The organism is Comamonas sp. GCA5 (genome assembly GCF_036541385.1).
In the GTDB taxonomy this organism is placed as follows: Bacteria; Pseudomonadota; Gammaproteobacteria; order Burkholderiales; family Burkholderiaceae_C; genus Comamonas; species Comamonas aquatica.
The window spans coordinates 1-15,430 of the sequence record NZ_JAZHFR010000012.1 but is presented as its reverse complement, the minus strand read 5'-3'; the positions used below and the strand labels follow the sequence as shown (position 1 = coordinate 15,430).

At 66.1% G+C, this 15,430-nt stretch carries 17 protein-coding genes; 6 read left to right on the top strand and 11 right to left on the bottom strand.

The annotated features are described in order from the left end of the window. Nucleotides 1-9: 9 nt before the first annotated feature. Nucleotides 10-453, top strand: coding sequence for a universal stress protein (locus SJH88_RS04805; protein ID WP_042413426.1), 444 nt, complete (start codon nt 10-12; stop codon nt 451-453). A 72-nt stretch (nt 454-525) separates the two neighbouring features. Here the strand turns inward: SJH88_RS04805 and SJH88_RS04800 are convergent, their stop codons facing one another. The 4 genes from SJH88_RS04800 to lgt all read right to left on the bottom strand — a co-directional run bounded on the left by SJH88_RS04800 (nt 526) and on the right by lgt (nt 3,618). Then, the gene (locus SJH88_RS04800; RefSeq protein ID WP_274753785.1) at nt 526-864 is read right to left on the bottom strand and encodes a hypothetical protein; all 339 of its coding nucleotides are present in this window, start codon (nt 862-864) and stop codon (nt 526-528) included. 84 nt (nt 865-948) lie between these two features. Continuing rightward, nucleotides 949-1,629 carry an enoyl-CoA hydratase/isomerase family protein gene (locus SJH88_RS04795; RefSeq protein WP_420921717.1) on the bottom strand — a complete coding sequence of 227 codons (681 nt, stop codon included), beginning with the start codon at nt 1,627-1,629 and terminating at the stop codon, nt 949-951. Between the two features lie 28 nt (nt 1,630-1,657). Beyond that, nucleotides 1,658-2,740: a Bug family tripartite tricarboxylate transporter substrate binding protein gene (locus SJH88_RS04790; RefSeq protein WP_274753748.1), complete on the bottom strand. Its 1,083-nt coding sequence runs from the start codon at nt 2,738-2,740 to the stop codon at nt 1,658-1,660. Between the two features lie 62 nt (nt 2,741-2,802). After that, nucleotides 2,803-3,618 carry a prolipoprotein diacylglyceryl transferase gene (gene lgt, locus SJH88_RS04785; RefSeq protein ID WP_274753747.1) on the bottom strand — a complete coding sequence of 272 codons (816 nt, stop codon included), beginning with the start codon at nt 3,616-3,618 and terminating at the stop codon, nt 2,803-2,805. Between the two features lie 187 nt (nt 3,619-3,805). Between lgt and bfr the strand changes: the two genes are divergently transcribed. Next, entirely contained in the window at nt 3,806-4,282 is a 477-nt protein-coding gene (gene bfr / locus SJH88_RS04780) for a bacterioferritin (protein ID WP_042413438.1), read from the top strand. Nucleotides 4,283-4,362: 80 nt separating this feature from the next. Here the strand turns inward: bfr and SJH88_RS04775 are convergent, their stop codons facing one another. The 3 genes from SJH88_RS04775 to SJH88_RS04765 all read right to left on the bottom strand — a co-directional run bounded on the left by SJH88_RS04775 (nt 4,363) and on the right by SJH88_RS04765 (nt 7,888). After that, nucleotides 4,363-5,316, bottom strand: a complete 954-nt coding sequence (locus SJH88_RS04775; protein ID WP_274753746.1) for a Bug family tripartite tricarboxylate transporter substrate binding protein — start codon at nt 5,314-5,316, stop codon at nt 4,363-4,365. A 313-nt stretch (nt 5,317-5,629) separates the two neighbouring features. Continuing rightward, nucleotides 5,630-7,489 (bottom strand): dihydroxy-acid dehydratase, encoded by a 1,860-nt coding sequence (ilvD, locus tag SJH88_RS04770; RefSeq protein WP_274753745.1) that lies wholly within the window; start codon nt 7,487-7,489, stop codon nt 5,630-5,632. A 138-nt stretch (nt 7,490-7,627) separates the two neighbouring features. Beyond that, nucleotides 7,628-7,888: a TIGR04438 family Trp-rich protein gene (locus SJH88_RS04765; RefSeq protein ID WP_042413447.1), complete on the bottom strand. Its 261-nt coding sequence runs from the start codon at nt 7,886-7,888 to the stop codon at nt 7,628-7,630. Nucleotides 7,889-7,992: 104 nt separating this feature from the next. Between SJH88_RS04765 and SJH88_RS04760 the strand changes: the two genes are divergently transcribed. Beyond that, nucleotides 7,993-8,298 (top strand): c-type cytochrome, encoded by a 306-nt coding sequence (locus tag SJH88_RS04760; RefSeq protein WP_043382243.1) that lies wholly within the window; start codon nt 7,993-7,995, stop codon nt 8,296-8,298. A 47-nt stretch (nt 8,299-8,345) separates the two neighbouring features. Here SJH88_RS04760 and SJH88_RS04755 read toward each other — a convergent pair whose 3' ends face one another. Next, complete coding sequence (locus tag SJH88_RS04755) at nt 8,346-9,863, bottom strand: tripartite tricarboxylate transporter permease (RefSeq protein WP_274753744.1); 1,518 nt, start codon at nt 9,861-9,863, stop codon at nt 8,346-8,348. Next, nucleotides 9,854-10,420, bottom strand: a complete 567-nt coding sequence (locus tag SJH88_RS04750; RefSeq protein WP_274753743.1) for a tripartite tricarboxylate transporter TctB family protein — start codon at nt 10,418-10,420, stop codon at nt 9,854-9,856. The genes SJH88_RS04755 and SJH88_RS04750 overlap by 10 nt, the downstream gene beginning before the upstream one ends. A gap of 214 nt (nt 10,421-10,634) precedes the next feature. Here SJH88_RS04750 and SJH88_RS04745 point away from each other — a divergent pair, with 214 nt between their 5' ends. Next, nucleotides 10,635-11,069, top strand: coding sequence for an RNA-binding S4 domain-containing protein (locus SJH88_RS04745; protein WP_274753742.1), 435 nt, complete (start codon nt 10,635-10,637; stop codon nt 11,067-11,069). A gap of 181 nt (nt 11,070-11,250) precedes the next feature. Then, entirely contained in the window at nt 11,251-12,012 is a 762-nt protein-coding gene (locus tag SJH88_RS04740) for a DNA/RNA non-specific endonuclease (protein ID WP_420921718.1), read from the top strand. Nucleotides 12,013-12,940: 928 nt separating this feature from the next. On the opposite strand, the gene murI is transcribed toward SJH88_RS04740, so the two are convergent. Both murI and SJH88_RS04730 read right to left on the bottom strand, forming a co-directional pair. Further along, a complete protein-coding gene (gene murI, locus SJH88_RS04735) occupies nt 12,941-13,834 on the bottom strand; it encodes a glutamate racemase (protein ID WP_274753778.1) in 894 nt (297 codons plus the stop codon). Nucleotides 13,835-13,966: 132 nt separating this feature from the next. Next, on the bottom strand, nt 13,967-14,578 hold the full coding sequence (locus tag SJH88_RS04730; RefSeq protein ID WP_274753741.1) for a c-type cytochrome: 612 nt from the start codon (nt 14,576-14,578) through the stop codon (nt 13,967-13,969). Between the two features lie 450 nt (nt 14,579-15,028). On the opposite strand from SJH88_RS04730, the gene SJH88_RS04725 reads away from it, so the two are divergent. Then, on the top strand, nt 15,029-15,430 hold a 402-nt coding region (locus SJH88_RS04725; RefSeq protein WP_479680500.1), incomplete at its 3' end, for an MCP four helix bundle domain-containing protein.

Sequence of the window (15,430 nt, the reverse complement as noted above, 5' to 3'; positions counted from 1 at the left end):
AGATAAGCAATGTACGAACGCATTCTGGTCGCAACCGATGGCTCCCCCCTGTCCGACAAGGCGGTCAGCCACGCCCTGTCCATCGCCAAGATGAACCAGGCCACCCTCATCGCCCTCAAGGTGGTGCCGCGCTATCCCCGCAGCTACCTGGAAGGCGGCGCCACTGTGGATCCCTCGGAAATCAAGCGCATCGAAGCACAATGGACCGAGCAGGCCCAGGCCGTGCTGAACAAGATCAAAACCGACGGCAAGGCAATTGGCGTCACCGTCAAGACCAGCGTGGCCAAATCCGACCTGATTGCAGAATCCATCATCTCGGCCGCCGCCAAGCAAAATGCCGATTTGATCGTCATGGCTTCGCATGGCCGCAAAGGCCTTAAGCGCTTGCTGCTGGGCAGCGAGACACAGCACGTACTCACCCACTCCGAAGTGCCGGTGCTGGTGCTGCGCTGAGCTGCGGCCCCTGCGCCACCCACAAAAAAGGGATCCCCGGGGATCCCTTTTTTACATCCATGCGGCCTGCGTTCAGGTCCCAGCCGCCGTGACGAAGTGCGCGGCACGGTCCAGCAAGGTTCCCGCGCCATCTTCCCCACAGGTGTAGACGGCACGGCAGCCCTGCAAGAACGCGAGCTTGGACACCCAGCCAAATACCTCGGGCGGACAGACCACCACCGCAGGCGAGGCCTGTGCCAGCGCATCGCGCACCTCCTCCTGCCGCAACACCTCGGGGCCATCAATGGCGTGCAAGCCCGCATGCCGCACAGCCGCGTGGATCACGGCACGCATGGTCGGTGACGGCAGCATCACCCACACCGCCGCGCCGGGCACATCTGCAAACTGGGCCAGCAACCGCCCTATGGGCATCTCCCACGCCGTTGAAAGGCCAGATTCCGAACCATTCCGCATCACGTCAAGCGCTTTCTGGGCCTTGCCCCAACAGACCCTGGCCTAGCCAAAATTCGGCACCCGCTTGGCCAGGAAAGCGGTGATGCCTTCCTGGTGCTCGGCGCTTGCGGCGTACGCATAGGGTGAGGGCACGACTTCACCACACACCAGGCTGCGCAGGGTCTGCTTGTTCAGGCGCGCAGCCTGGGGGGCCAGGCTGGCAATACGCTGGGCAGTGCGCTGCACCAGCTGCGGCAGCTGCTCCACCGGGACTGGCGGGGCCATAAAACCCACAGCAGCCACCTCGTGTGCATTCAGCACCGCCGCCTCCAGCAGCATGCGCCTGGCCGTGTGCATGCCCAGGGCCGCCAACACCAACTGTGCCTCCTTGGGCGCCATGGGAAAGCCCAGCTTGGCGATCGGTGCACCGAATTTCGCGTTGTCGGCGGCCAGGCGTACATCGCAGCAGCTGGCAATCTCCACCCCGGCACCCATGCAGGCCCCGGCAATGCTAGCCACGATGGGCACATCACACGCCAGCATCGCCTGCAAACCGCCCCAGACCTCCTCTTCGTGGAAGACCTCCAGCTGCACCGGATCGAACCGGAATGCCGGATATTCGGAAATGTCCCCACCGGCGCAGAAGGCCTCGCCCGCGCCTTGCACCACGACACAACGCACCCGCGGGTTGTGCTGCAGCCGTTCAAAAACTTCGCGCAGCTGGCGCCACATCGCGCGTGTCATCGCATTGAGCTTGCCTGGATGGCAGATCTCAACCTGCCAGATCCCGGTGCTGTTGCCCGCTGCATCCTGCAGCGGCTGTGCCTGAATATGCCCCACGGTGTTCAGCCCTCTTCCGGATTTTTTGCAAAATGTTCTGCAGCCCCAAGGCCTTCATGCGCTGGGCCCACTCCAGGGTCTGTTCTTTCACCATGGATTCAAAAGCCTCGCCGTACAGCCCGCCCCAGCCAATACCCAGATCGGCCAGGCTCGACTTCAGTTGCGGATCGGCACCCAGCTGCCGCAGCACGTCCACAATCGCGGCCGCGCGGCTGTCCGGCAGTTGCTTGGGCGCGAAAAGGCCATACCAGGCCACACGGTCCATGGCATGCACCCCCAATTCGGTCGCACAGGGCACATCGGGCAGGGAGGCGACCCGTTCATTGCCCGACACCATCAAGGCCTTCAAACGGCCGCTGCGCACATGCGGCAGGCAGGACACCACACCATCGATCATCATGTCCACCGAGCCGGCCAGCAAATCCTGCAAGGCAGGTCCGGCCCCTCGGAAATGCACGAACTTGAAACGCAAGGCCTCCTGCTGGCGCAAGATTTCAGCATAGACATGGCTGGAAGAGCCCTGGCCGGCCGAGGCCATGCGGTAGTACATCGGCTTGCGCCCCAGGTCTGACAACCACTCCATCGCAGTCCGCGAACGCATGCGACCCGGATTGACCAGCAACACCAGCGGAACGCGCGCCACCAGCGCCAGCGGGCGCAGGTCCTCCATCAGGTCGAAGTCTTCATCGCCAGCCAAGGCGCGGGCCACGGCCAGGTTGCTGCCCCCCATCAGCAGGTGCTTGCCATCCGGCGGTGCACTGGCGGCATATGCCGCTCCTTGCACCCCTGCAGCGCCGCTTTGGTACTGCAGGCGCAAGCTCTGCTGGGTGTGTTGCTGAAAGGGTTTGACCAGTTGCTTGGCCAGCAAGGCCGTGGTGCCGCCGGCAGGGAAGGGAACCACCAGGGTCACCGGGGCCGTCGGCCAGACAGCAGGGCCCTTGCGCGCCACGGCGGCCGTCTGTGCCCAGGGCTCGCGCACGGACGGCCATGCCGCCAGGGCTGCCGTCCACTGCAAACACGTACGCCTGTCTGGCAAACCGGACTCTCTTTCTGCAGGTTAATCGACCGCGCGCAGGTTCAGGCCTGGGGCTTGCGCTGTGCAGCCCAGACCCACAGGATTGCGCCCCCCAGCACCATGGGCACGCACAGCCACTGCCCCATGCTCATGCCCAGGGACAGAATGCCCAGGTAGGCATCGGGCTCGCGGAAATATTCGGCAATAAAACGGAAGGCGCCGTAGCCCATCAGGAACACCGCAGCCACCTGGCCTGGCTTGCGCTCTTTCTGCGCGTACAGCCACAGCAGCACAAACAGCAGCAAGCCTTCCAGCAGGAACTGGTAGATCTGCGAGGGATGGCGCGGCAGCATGGAGCCGCTTTGCGGAAACACCATCGCCCAAGGCAGCTCGGGACTGGCAAAGCGCCCCCAGAGCTCCCCATTGATGAAGTTGCCGATCCGCCCGGCCGCCAGGCCCGTGGGCACACACGGTGCCACGAAGTCGGCCACCTGGAACCAGGAGCGCTTGCGCTGGTAGGCGAACCACAGCATGGCGGCAATCACGCCCAGCAGGCCACCATGGAAGCTCATGCCGCCTTCCCAGACCGCGAAAACTTCCAGCGGATGGCTGAGGTAGTAGGCAGGCTTGTAGAACAGGCAATACCCCAGGCGCCCCCCGATGATGACGCCCACCACCCCCTGGAACAGCAGATCCTCCACGTCCCGGCGTGTCCAGGCCGTGGGCCCTTGCATGCGGTTGAACGGCGGGTGCTGCAGACGGCGCACGCCCAGCCAGAGAAACAATCCGAATGCGGCCAGGTACGTCAGGCCATACCAGTGGATGGCAACCGGACCCAATTGCAGGGCCACGGGATCAATCTGTGGGTACATCAACATGCCATGCATTGTGCCGCAGGCAGAGACCACCAAAAGACGCAGAGGCGGCAGCCGGCACCATCGCGAATGATTCTGCGTTTCGCATGCATGCAATCCGCTACAGCGGGGGATTAGCGTCCGGCCATTTGGCAGCCGGTGGGGTTGCCGCCATACTGCGGCCATCGCTCACTTTTGAAGAACAAGAACCATGCAAGGCCATCCCGACGTCATCTCCTGCCTCAACGCGCTGCTGCGCGGCGAACTGGCAGCCCGCGACCAGTACTTCATCCATTCGCGCCAGTACGAAGACCAGGGCTTCATGCGCCTGTACGAACGCATCCACCACGAAATGGAAGAGGAAACCGTCCACGCCGATGTCATCCTGCGCCGCATCCTGTTCCTCGGCGGCAAGCCCGACATGCGCCCCCATGCCTTCGAGCCCGGCGACACGGTCGAAGCCATGCTGCGCAAGGATCTAGCGGTGGAATACCAGGTGCGTGACAACCTGCGCGCCGCCATGGTGCTGTGCGAGCAGCACCACGACTTCCAGACCCGCGACCTGCTGCTGGCCCAGCTCAAGGACACCGAGGAAGACCACGCCTACTGGCTGGAAAAGCAGCTGGGCCTGATCGACAAGATCGGCCTGCCCAACTACCTGCAGGCCCAGATGGGTGCCGCAGCCTGACGGCCTGCCCCCACTCTTTCGCATCGGCGCCCCTTGTGGGCGCTTTTTTCATGGGTGCCAGGCTGTTGGAGCGCCGTGCTTCACGGCGATCCGTCGCTGATGCCGCGTTGCTGCACCAGCGCCCGCACCTGGGCCGTGGTCTGGGCCACCAGGTGCTCCAGGTGGATGGGCGTGCCCCCCAGCGGTGTCACCCCCAGCTGCGCCAGGCGGGCGCGCAAAGCGGGCTGCTGCAGCGCCTGGTTGGCCGCCCGGTTCAGGCGCTGCACCACGGGCGCTGGCGTGCCGGCAGGTACGACCAGGCCAAACCAGGTGATGGCCAGCGCATTGAGTTCGGGGTAGCCCAGTTCTGCCAGCGTCGGCACCTGCGGCAGATCGGCCAGGCGCTCCCTGGCCGCCACGGCCACAGGGACCAGCCGGCCCGTCTGGATGTGCGGTGCCGAAGACGGGTACTGGTCGCTGAGCACCTGGGTCTGCCCGGCCAGCGTGCTGTTGATCACCGGCCCCATACCCTTGAACGGGATGTGGCGCAGCTGCAACCCCAGGTCGGCGTTCAAGGCCTCCAGGATGACGTGGCCTACCGACCCGACGCCCGAAGACCCCGCCGCCCAGCCATCGCCCTGCAGGCGCGCCTGTTTGAGGAACTGCGCAAAGTCGTGCACCTGCAGGCTGGCAGGCACGGAGAACACCGAGGCAATCGACGCCAGCGGCACCACCATGGCGAAGTCCTGCAGCGGCTGCACCCGCGATGCCTTGAGCACCACCGGATTGACCGCCAGGGTGCTGATGGAGCCCAGGCCCAGGGTGTAGCCGTCGGGCATGGAGCGGGCCACCGCCTCGGCCCCCAGCACGCCACCGGCGCCGGCCTTGTTCTCCACGTACACCGGCTGGCCCAGCGGCCCCTGCAGGGCATCGGCCACCAGCCGCGCCACGATGTCGGTAGAACCCGCCGCTGCAAACGGCACCACCAGCTTGACGGGCCTGTGCGGAAATTCCTGGGCCAGCGCCGGCACAGTGCCCACCGCCCATGCCAGCATGCCGGCCATCACTGCCCGCCACCCGCGGCGACGCCCTCTGACCCCCAACCTGCAACACGCTGCCTTCAGCCCCGACACCGATTCATAAAACATAGCTGCAAACGTATTCAAAACAACGATTTGAAAGTGCTTTCATTACCAATCCCTTTTTACATATGCGCAAATAGCTACGTTTAAATGAGCTATCCACGCCCCCGAAAGATGGCCCCCGCGTGACCTGACTGGCGTTGTGCCCCCCACCTGCCCTGGCGGCCGGCGATGAAAAAAAGCCGCTGGTTCACAGCGGCTTGTGCAGACCCGGCGCCGAGGCGCCTCAGTCGTCCAGCAGGGACAAATCGCGCACCGCGCCCGTGTCGGCGCTGGTGACCAGCTTGGCGTAGGCCTTGAGCGCCGCGGAAATCTTGCGCGGACGTGGGTTGGCGGGCTTCCAGCCCTTGGCGTTCTGCAGCTCGCGGCGGCGGGCCAGCTCTTCGTCGCTGACCAGGGCGTTGATGGTGCGGTTGGGGATGTCGATGCGGATCTTGTCGCCGTTCTGCACCAGGCCGATGGCGCCACCGGCCGCCGCTTCGGGCGAGCAGTGACCAATCGACAGGCCCGAGGTCCCGCCGGAGAAACGGCCGTCCGTCAGCAGCGCGCAGGCCTTGCCCAGGCCCTTGGACTTGAGGTAGCTGGTGGGGTAGAGCATTTCCTGCATGCCGGGGCCGCCCTTGGGGCCTTCGTAGCGCACGATGACCACATCGCCGGCCTTGACCTTGTCGGCCAGGATGTTCTCCACGGCTTCGTCCTGCGACTCGACCACGTGGGCCGTGCCTTCAAACACCAAGATGGATTCGTCCACGCCGGCGGACTTCACCACGCAGCCGTTCAAGGCGATGTTGCCCGTCAGCACGGCCAAGCCGCCTTCCTTGCTGAACGCATGCTCATAAGAGCGGATGCAGCCTTCGGCGCGATCCAGGTCCAGGCTGGGCCAGCGGGTGTTCTGGCTGAACGCCACTTGCGTGGGGATACCGGCAGGGCCAGCCATGTAGAACTTGCGCACGGCTTCGTCTTGCGAGACGGTGATGTCCCACTTGGCCAGCACCTCGGCCATGCTGCCACCGGCCACCGAGGGCACATCGGTGTGCAGCTTGCCGGCGCGGGCCAGCTCTCCCAGGATGGCCATGATGCCGCCCGCGCGGTGCACGTCTTCGATGTGGTACTTGGCGGTGTTGGGCGCCACCTTGCACAGCTGCGGCACGACGCGCGAGAGGCGGTCGATGTCGGCCATGGTGAAGTCGATACCGGCTTCCTGGGCGATGGCCAGCAGGTGCAGGATGGTGTTGGTGGAGCCGCCCATGGCGATGTCGAGCGTGATGGCGTTCTCAAAGGCCTTGAAGCCCACGGCGCGCGGCAGCACGGATGCATCGTCTTTTTCGTAGTACTGGCGGGCCAGTTCCACAATGCGACGGCCGGCGCTCAGGAACAGCGCTTCGCGGTCGGCGTGCGTGGCCACCACGGTGCCGTTGCCGGGCAGGGACAGGCCCAGTGCCTCGGTCAGGCAGTTCATGGAGTTGGCGGTGAACATGCCCGAGCAGGAACCGCAAGTGGGGCAGGCCGAGCGCTCCACTTCGGCCACTTCGGCGTCGGAATAGCGCTGGTCCGCAGCAATCACCATGGCGTCCACCAGATCCAGCTTCTTGAACTCGATGACCTTGGTGTCGGGGTTGGCCAGCTTGGTCTTGCCGGCTTCCATAGGGCCGCCGGAGACGAAGATCACCGGAATGTTCAGGCGCATGGCGGCCATCAGCATGCCGGGAGTGATCTTGTCGCAATTGGAGATGCACACCAGCGCGTCGGCGCAGTGGGCGTTGACCATGTACTCGACCGAGTCGGCGATCAGGTCACGGCTGGGCAGTGAATACAGCATGCCGTCGTGGCCCATGGCGATGCCGTCGTCCACAGCGATGGTGTTGAACTCCTTGGCCACGCCGCCGGCCTTCTCGATCTCGCGCGCCACCAGCTGACCCAGGTCCTTCAGGTGCACGTGGCCGGGCACGAACTGCGTGAACGAATTGGCAATGGCGATGATGGGCTTGTCGAAGTCGCCATCTTTCATGCCAGTGGCACGCCACAGGGCGCGGGCACCGGCCATGTTACGGCCGCCGGTGGAAGTCTTGGAACGGTATGCGGGCATGGTGGAGCGGGTCGTTGGTTGGTGTCTCAAGGCTGTCGAAAGCCTATCGCACCATTATCGCCCACCACCGTCCATCGACAGGTACGTGATGCCCCGCAGGCCAGCGGCCCCAGGCGTCGCGATTTGCGACCCCTGCCCTCAGCGCTTGCGCCGCGTGCGGTTGCGCAGCAGGTCGCGCTGCGCCTCCAGGCGGTCCTGCTTGCGCCGTGCCAGTTGCTCCATGGCCTTGCGGCTGCTCAGCCCGGAATGGTCGGCGTAGGCAAACCAGGCCGCGGTCAGCACGAACGCGCCGATCACCCACCACCACGACAGGGCGACCAGCCACGCCACCTCCAGCATCCCCAGGAACGCCAGCACCTTGCACACCGCCAGCACCGCCGCAATTGTTAACAGCCACATGTTTTGTCACTCCTGTTCACCGCGCGTTCACACACGGCAGCCCCACCCGGATGACGCTGCACCTAAAATGGACAGCACCCCTCCAACCAGAAGAAAGTGTAGCGATGAAGCGTTCTTTGATCACCCTGGCGATGACTCTGGCGGTGGCCGCCCCCGCGCTGGCCGATCAGGCACTGGCCACGGCCAAGAACTGCATGGCCTGCCATGCGGTGGAGAAGAAGCTGGTGGGGCCGTCGTACAAGGACGTGGCCAACAAATACGCCGGCCAGGGCGATGCCGTGAACAAGCTGGCCGCCAAGATCGTCAAGGGCGGCAGCGGCGTCTGGGGCCCCATCCCCATGCCGGCCAACAACCAGGTCAGCGAGGCCGAGGCGCAGAAGCTGGCCACCTGGATCTTGGGCCTGAAATAAGCCCGGGCCACACCCGCACAGAAAGCCACCGCCAGCGGTGGCTTTTTTCATTCCAGCTCGCGCGCCTGGGCCATGCGCCGCTGGGCCCAGCCTTGCAGCAGGCGCGGCATGACGACCAGCAGCAACGCAATCACCAGCAGCGCCAGCGAACCGGGGCGCGTCACAAAGATGCTGAAGCTGCCATGCCCCACGGCCAGGGCCTGTCGCAACTGCACTTCGGCCTGTGGCCCCAGGGCCAGCCCCACCACCAGGGGGGTGAAGGGAAAGTCGAAGCGCCGCATGACCACCCCCAGCAGGCCAAAGCCGAACAGCAGCAGCAAGTCGACCGTGCTGTGCCGCATGCCATACACCCCGGCGGCGGCCAGCACCAGCATGGTGGCATACAGCTGGGGCCGCGGAATGCGCAGCATCCAGGTCCACATGCGCACCATGGGCAGATTCAGCACCAGCAGCATCAGGTTGCCGATGAACAGGGAGCCAATCAGCGTCCACACCAGCACCTGGCCGCTACCGAACAGCTGGTGCCCGGGGAACACGCCGTAGTTGTTGAAGGCCCCGAGCATCACCGCCGTGGTGTTGCTGGTGGGAATGCCCATGGTCAGCAGCGGAATCAGCGCCGCCGTCACCGTGGCGTTGTTGGCGGCCTCGGGCCCGGCCACCCCCTCGATCGCCCCTTCGCGCCCGAACTCCTCGCGGTAAGCCGGGCGCACCATGTAGCGCTCGGCGGCGTAGCTCACATAGGTTGGCATGTCGATGCCCCCCACGGGCACGCAGCCAAACGGTGTGCCGATCACCGTACCGCGCAGCCAGGGGCGCCAGGAGCGCTTCCAGTCCAGGCGGGACATGCGCAAGCGCCCCACGGTGTTGAGGGTGGTGTGCACCCGCCGCTCGTACAGGGCCGAATACAGCACCTCCCCCACGACAAACAGGCCCACCGCCACCAGCACCATGTCCACCCCGTCCGTCAGTGCCGACCAGCCACCGGTCAGCCGCTCCACGCCACTGACAGATTCCACACCCACACAGGCCAGCGCCAGCCCCACAAACAAGGCCGTCACCCCACGCAGCGTGCTCTTGCCGACGGCCGCGCTGACTGCCCCGAAGGCCAGCACCATCAGCATGAAGGTCTCGGCATGGCCCAGCCCCTGGGCCACCCCGGCCACCCAGGGCGCCACCCACACCACCAGCAGCGACGCCAGGGTGCCGGCAATGAACGAGCCGATCGCCGCCGTGGCCAGCGCCACGCCCGCGCGGCCATTCAGGGCCATGCGGTGCCCTTCCATGGCCGTCACCATGCTGGCGCTTTCCCCGGGGGTATTGAGCAGGATGGAGGCCGTGGAGCCGCCGTACATGCCCCCGCAGGCAATCGCGATGAAGAAGATGAAGGCCTCGGTGATGCCCACATGGAAGGTCATGGGCAGCAGCAGCGCCACCGCCACCGAGGGGCCGAACCCCGGCAGCACCCCCAGGGCCGTGCCCAGCAGGCAGCCCGCCAGGGCGAACATCAGGTGCTCCGGCGTGCTGGCCAGCACCAGGCCTTGCCACAAGGCGTGCATCACATCCATGGCCAGCTCCCGCCCGGCAGCGTCACGCCCAGCACGCGGGTGAACAGCAGATAGACACCGCCTGCCACCACCACGCCCCCGCCCAGGTCCGCCGCCAGGCGCCGGGCCTGCAGCCCTTCACCCTGCCGGTCGGCACGGCGCAGGCCCTGCACCGCCAGCACATAGCCCAGCGCCGCAGCCGGCACAAACCCGGTCTGCGTGATCAGCTGGGCCGGCAGCAGCAGCCCGGCCACCACCCAGACCGCCGCGGTGATCTGCGGGCGCCCGCCACTGGACGGTGGCATCTGGCGCCAGCCCCCCTGCCAGGCCTCCCACACCAGCCACAGGCCGCACAGCAGCAGCACGCCGGCACACAGCCAGGGCAGCAAGCGCGGCCCGCCATCGTCGCCCGCCTGGGCCACGGCAGGCAATGCCCCACCGCCCCAGGCCAATGCCAGGGCAAGCAGCGCCACCGCGCCCCCTACGGCCACCTGTCCCACCTCCACCTGCCGGCGGGCACCCTGCGGCGCACCGTCCGACCCAGGCTGTGCCACTGGCACAGCACCCTCTTGTGTCATATCAAAGCCTCTGATCTTGGTTCCACCGCCCAGCCTACGCCCGCCCACAGGCTGCCACCAGCGGGCACCCGGGATTCTGCGCAGGATCAAGCTTGCGGGGCTGCCGCATCATCCCGTCCATCGGCCCCGGCACAGCCGGTACAAACCCGGATTGCCACGCACGGCGGGTCTGACCGCCCTCCCCAGCCCACACGGTATCCCCGACAATCAACGCATGAGTGAAATTTCTTCCATGCGACTGGACAAATGGCTGTGGGCAGCGCGTTTTTACAAGACCCGCAGCCTGGCCGTGGAACAGATCAGCAAGGGCCGCGTGACGGTGAACCTGGCGGCGGCCAAGGCCTCGCGCGAAGTGCGCGTGGGCGACACCATTGCCCTGCGCCAGGGGCAGGTGCCCCGCACGGTGCAGGTGCTGGGCCTGAGCGCGATGCGCGGGCCGGCCCCGGTGGCGCAACAGCTGTACCGTGAAACCGCCGACAGCCTGGCCGAGCGCGCACGCCTGGCCGAAGAACGCCGCCTGGCGCCCGAGCCGGCCGCCAGCATTGCCCAGCACCACGACGGACGCCCCACCAAGCGTGACCGCCGCGATATCGAACGCGCGCGCCACAGCTGGGACGACCGCTGGAGCGCCAGCTGGGATGGCAATTAATCCGCGGTCCCTGCCCCACCGATAACCATTCATCGGAACCTTTTGTCGAAAACTGCTCCAATCCTTGCTATTGATAGATGAACACCTGCCTTAGGGGCAGCAAGGGATTCCAGTGATTTTCGACAAGTTTTCGGCGCGCAGTGCACGCGCCTGGGCCACCTCCGTGCTGGGGGCAGCCCTGCTGACCGCCTGTCTGGGCAACTCTTCCCCCACCGCCAGCCAGGCCCCTGCGCCCGCCCGCCCGGGATCGGCCGCCCCGGCCCCCGCGGCCCAGGCCACCCGCGCCGGCTTTCAGGACTGCCGACAGTTCTTTGCCGCCGGCCAGCCACCGGCCGTCGCGACCCAGCCCAAGCTGCGCGACCTGTGCTACGACGCGTTTGCCATCCTGCACAACGGCAACACCCGCACCCCGATGTTCGTGGCCCAGCGCATGAACCGCTCCCTGGTGGACGATGCCGACGAAAAGCGCACCAACAAGTTCTTTGCCGACGCCCGCCTGCCCCGGGCCGAGCGCGCCGAGCTGAACGACTACAAGGGCTCCGGCTATTCGCGCGGCCACATGGCCCCGGCGGCCGACATGCCCACAGCCCAGGCCATGGCGCAAAGCTTTTCGCTGGCCAACATGGTGCCCCAGTCCATCAAGCAGAACAGCGGCCCCTGGGCCCGGATTGAAAAGGACACGCGCCAGTACGCCAGCCGCGCCCAGGGCGATGTCTTCATCATCACCGGCCCGGTGTACGAGGGGCAGCCCGGCACCGTGGGCGACAACCACGTGGCCGTGCCCAGCTACCTGTACAAGCTGGTCTACGACGCCAGCACCAACCGCGCCTGGGCCCACTGGCAGGCCAACCGCGACGACGCCCGTGTGAGCAAGCCCATCAGCTACGCCGAGCTGGTGCAGCGCACCGGCATCGACTTCCTGCCCGGCGTGCACCCCCAGTGAGCCAGAGCCGGCTCCGCTGTCCGCTGTGCTTGGGAGCAAAAACTGCCTCCAACCTTTATTTAGCAAGCGCTGACAGCTCTGCTTTTTGAGAACCTAAGAGCACTCAGTCCCACCGGGGTCTGCAGAGGTTGAAAATCAAAACTAGCTCTAGCGCGCATGCAGCAAGCGCTGGTAGCTCTGCTTTTTTGAAAACCCAGGAAGGCAACTGGTGCAGGCACCCACAGCACAACGGGCGCGGTCAGGTGCGGCACCCCCATGCTGGCGCAGCAGCTGGCGGGCAACGCCAGCCAGCGGGCGGCGGCGCCCTGCAAAAAGGGCAGGCTGCCCATGGTCATCCGCCGGCCCTGCTGGTGCTTGCATGGATTGAGGGTGAAAACCACCTCCAGCCATGATGGATTCAGCGCTGCCAGCTCTGTTTTTTAAGAACCAGGAAGACAGCCGGCCCCAGCAGCTACAGCACGGCGGGTGCGGCCAAATCCAGCACCGCCACGCTGGTACAACAGCTAGCGGCAGCGCCAGCCAGCGCGTGCAGCGGTCTGCACAACGGGCAGGCTGCCCGTGGTCATCAGTCGACCCTGCAGGTGCTTGCACGGATTGAGGGTAAAAACCACCTCCAGCCCTCATAGAAACAGCACTGACAGCTCTACTTTTGAGAACACAGCAAGGCAGTCGGTCCAGGCACTTACAGCGCCGCTGGTGCGGTCAAATCCGGCACTGCCACGCTCGCACAACAGTTGGCGGGCAGCGCCAGCTAGCCAGCCAGCCAGCGGGCGACGGCGGCCTGCAAAACGGACAGACTGCCCGTGGTCATCAGCCGCCCCTGCTGGCGCCTGCATGGATTGAGTAAAAACCACCTCCAGCGCTGATGGGGCCAGCGCTGGCAGCTCTGCTTTTTGAAAACCCAGCAAGACAGCCGAAGCAGGCGCACCTACAGCGCCGCAGGCACGGTCAAATCCGGCACCGCCACACTGGCACAGCAGCTGGCGGGCAGCGCCAGCCAACGTGCGGCAGCGGCCTGCAAGGCGGGCAGGCTGCCCGTGGTCATCAGCTGAATCTGTTCGGCCCCCGCCAGGGCTGCAGCCTCGCCAGGCTCGGCACGCAGGTGGCCGGCCTGGGCCAGCAGGCGGCGGGTCTGCCGCGCCACGGGGGCGCCGGTGTCGATCAACTGCACATCAGGGCCCAGCAGGGCGCGCAGCTCGTCCTTGATGAAGATGTAGTGGGTGCAGCCCAGCACCAGGGTGTCCATCTCACCCGTTTTCAGGCCGAAATGCCCCAAAGCCTTGGTGTAGCGGGCGCACAGTGCTTCAATTTCTGAAGTCTCGCCATCCACCGCTGCAGGGGTTTGCAGCGCGCTTTGCTCGATCGCACGCGCCAGCCCATCGCAGGCCTGCACCTGGAATTGCACCCCTTGGCCGTGCTCCTGCAGCAGCTTGTGAAAACGCCGGCTTTCCACCGTGCCGCGCGTGGCCATCACCCCCACCTGGTGGGTCTGGCTGGACAGCGCCGCCGGCTTGATGGCCGGCTCCACGCCGATCAACGGCAGGTCCGGCATGGCCATGCGCAGCGACTCGACCGCCGCCGCCGTGGCGGTGTTGCAGGCAATCACCAGGGCCTTGATGCCATGGCGCTCGCGCAGGTACTGGGCGATGGCGTGCGTGCGCGCCTGCACAAAGGCATCGCCGCGCTCGCCATAGGGTGCGTTGCCGCTGTCGGCCAGGTAGACAAAATGCTCGTGCGGCAACTCGTGGCGCAGCGCTTGCAGCACGCTGAGACCCCCGATCCCGCTGTCAAAAACGCCAATCGGCGCAGCAGCCACTGTCATGGAAAGTTCGGACACAAATCAGATGGGTGCCCAGTATGCACCCGCTGTGCCCGGCCGCGCCGCAGCGCAGGGCCACAAGCCCCTGCGGCCAGTGCGCACCGCGGCGGACAGGGTCTGCAAGCAAACCCGTGGCTAGGGCATGGTCGCCAGGTAGGACGCCACGGCCCGGATGTCCTGGTCGCTCATGCCCTTGGTCACGAAGGCCATGTTCGGGTCCGAGCGCACGCGGCTGCCTTCGCGGTAGCGCGTCAGCGTCATCTGCACATAGCCGGTGTGCTGGCCGGCGATGCGCGGCAGGCGCTCGTTGCCACGCCCGTCGGTGCCATGGCAGTTGACGCAGATGCGTTCGAAGTAGGCCTTGCCCTGGGCCACCAGGGCCGCGTCCTTGGGTGGCCGCGCCGGCAGGGGCTCTTTTTCGTAGAACAGCACCATGCCCACCATCTCGTCGCGGCTCATGGCTTTCAGGATGCCTTCCATGAAGGTGTTCTTGCGCAGCCCCTGGGAGAACTGGCGGATCTGCTCGACCAGGTAGGCGGGGTTCTGCCCATCCAGATAAGGCACTTCCAGAATCGCCTTGCCGTTCTGGTCGGCGTGGCAATTCGCACACACCGCCGCCACCTTGCGGCCCAGCGTGTAGAGCTTGTGCCCCAGTTCCGGCTGGGCCTTGGCCTCCTGCAAACGGGCCTGCAGCTCGTCCTGGGTGATGGGCTTCGCGGGCTGCGCCTGCACCGCCGTTGCAACCACGGCACAGAGGCAGGCAGCACGCAGGACAAGCTTGAGACAGACGTGCAATGGGGCGAGAAAGCGCAAATGCATGGGTGGATCCACAGCGGGCATCGGGATGGGATGCGGCCCATTATCTGCACATCCCCGGGCGAAAACCGTCTGCGCCACAAGCTGCGCAAAGCTTGATTTCGGGGCTTGCCAAACCCCACCCCAGGCGTTCTCGCCACCCAACCGGCGGTGCCAGCAATGCGCGTATGTCCCAATACGAAAGCATTAACATCTGGTTTCAACTAGCGTTTCGCACGGTCGTGCTTTTTAACCACTGCAGCCGCCCAGCACCCCTGGCGCAGCCTGCCGGCGCCACCGCCCACCCGCGCCGTGCGCACGGCACGACCTCCCCCGCAACGCCAACCATCACGTGGCCCCGCCCTGCGACGGCCACCCCACGACCAGACCCAAGGGGCTGCAATGAAGCACATCGGTGTGACTCAGAAGCTATGGCTCGGTGTTGCCAGCATCGTGCTGGGCGCCATCCTCATCGTCGGCCATGCCGGCTACAACTCGGCCGCCCACCAGCGCCGCTTCAACCAGCAGGACAGCCTGCTGTCACAGCGCCTGGACCAGGCCTCGCAATGGAGCGCACTCTCCCAGGTCAACATCGTGCGCACCCAGGCGGCGCTGCTCAGCAGCGAGGCCCAGGATGCGGCCGACCTGGGCGCGCACATCGCCGCCACCCACCAGGCCATTGACGGCCTGCAGCAGGCCCTGCAGGCCAGCAGCCTGGACCGCCAGGACCAGGCCGCCTTGCAGCAGCTGGCCCAACTGCGCCAGGCGCTGCAGGCCGCAGGCGACCAGGCGCGGCAGCTGCGC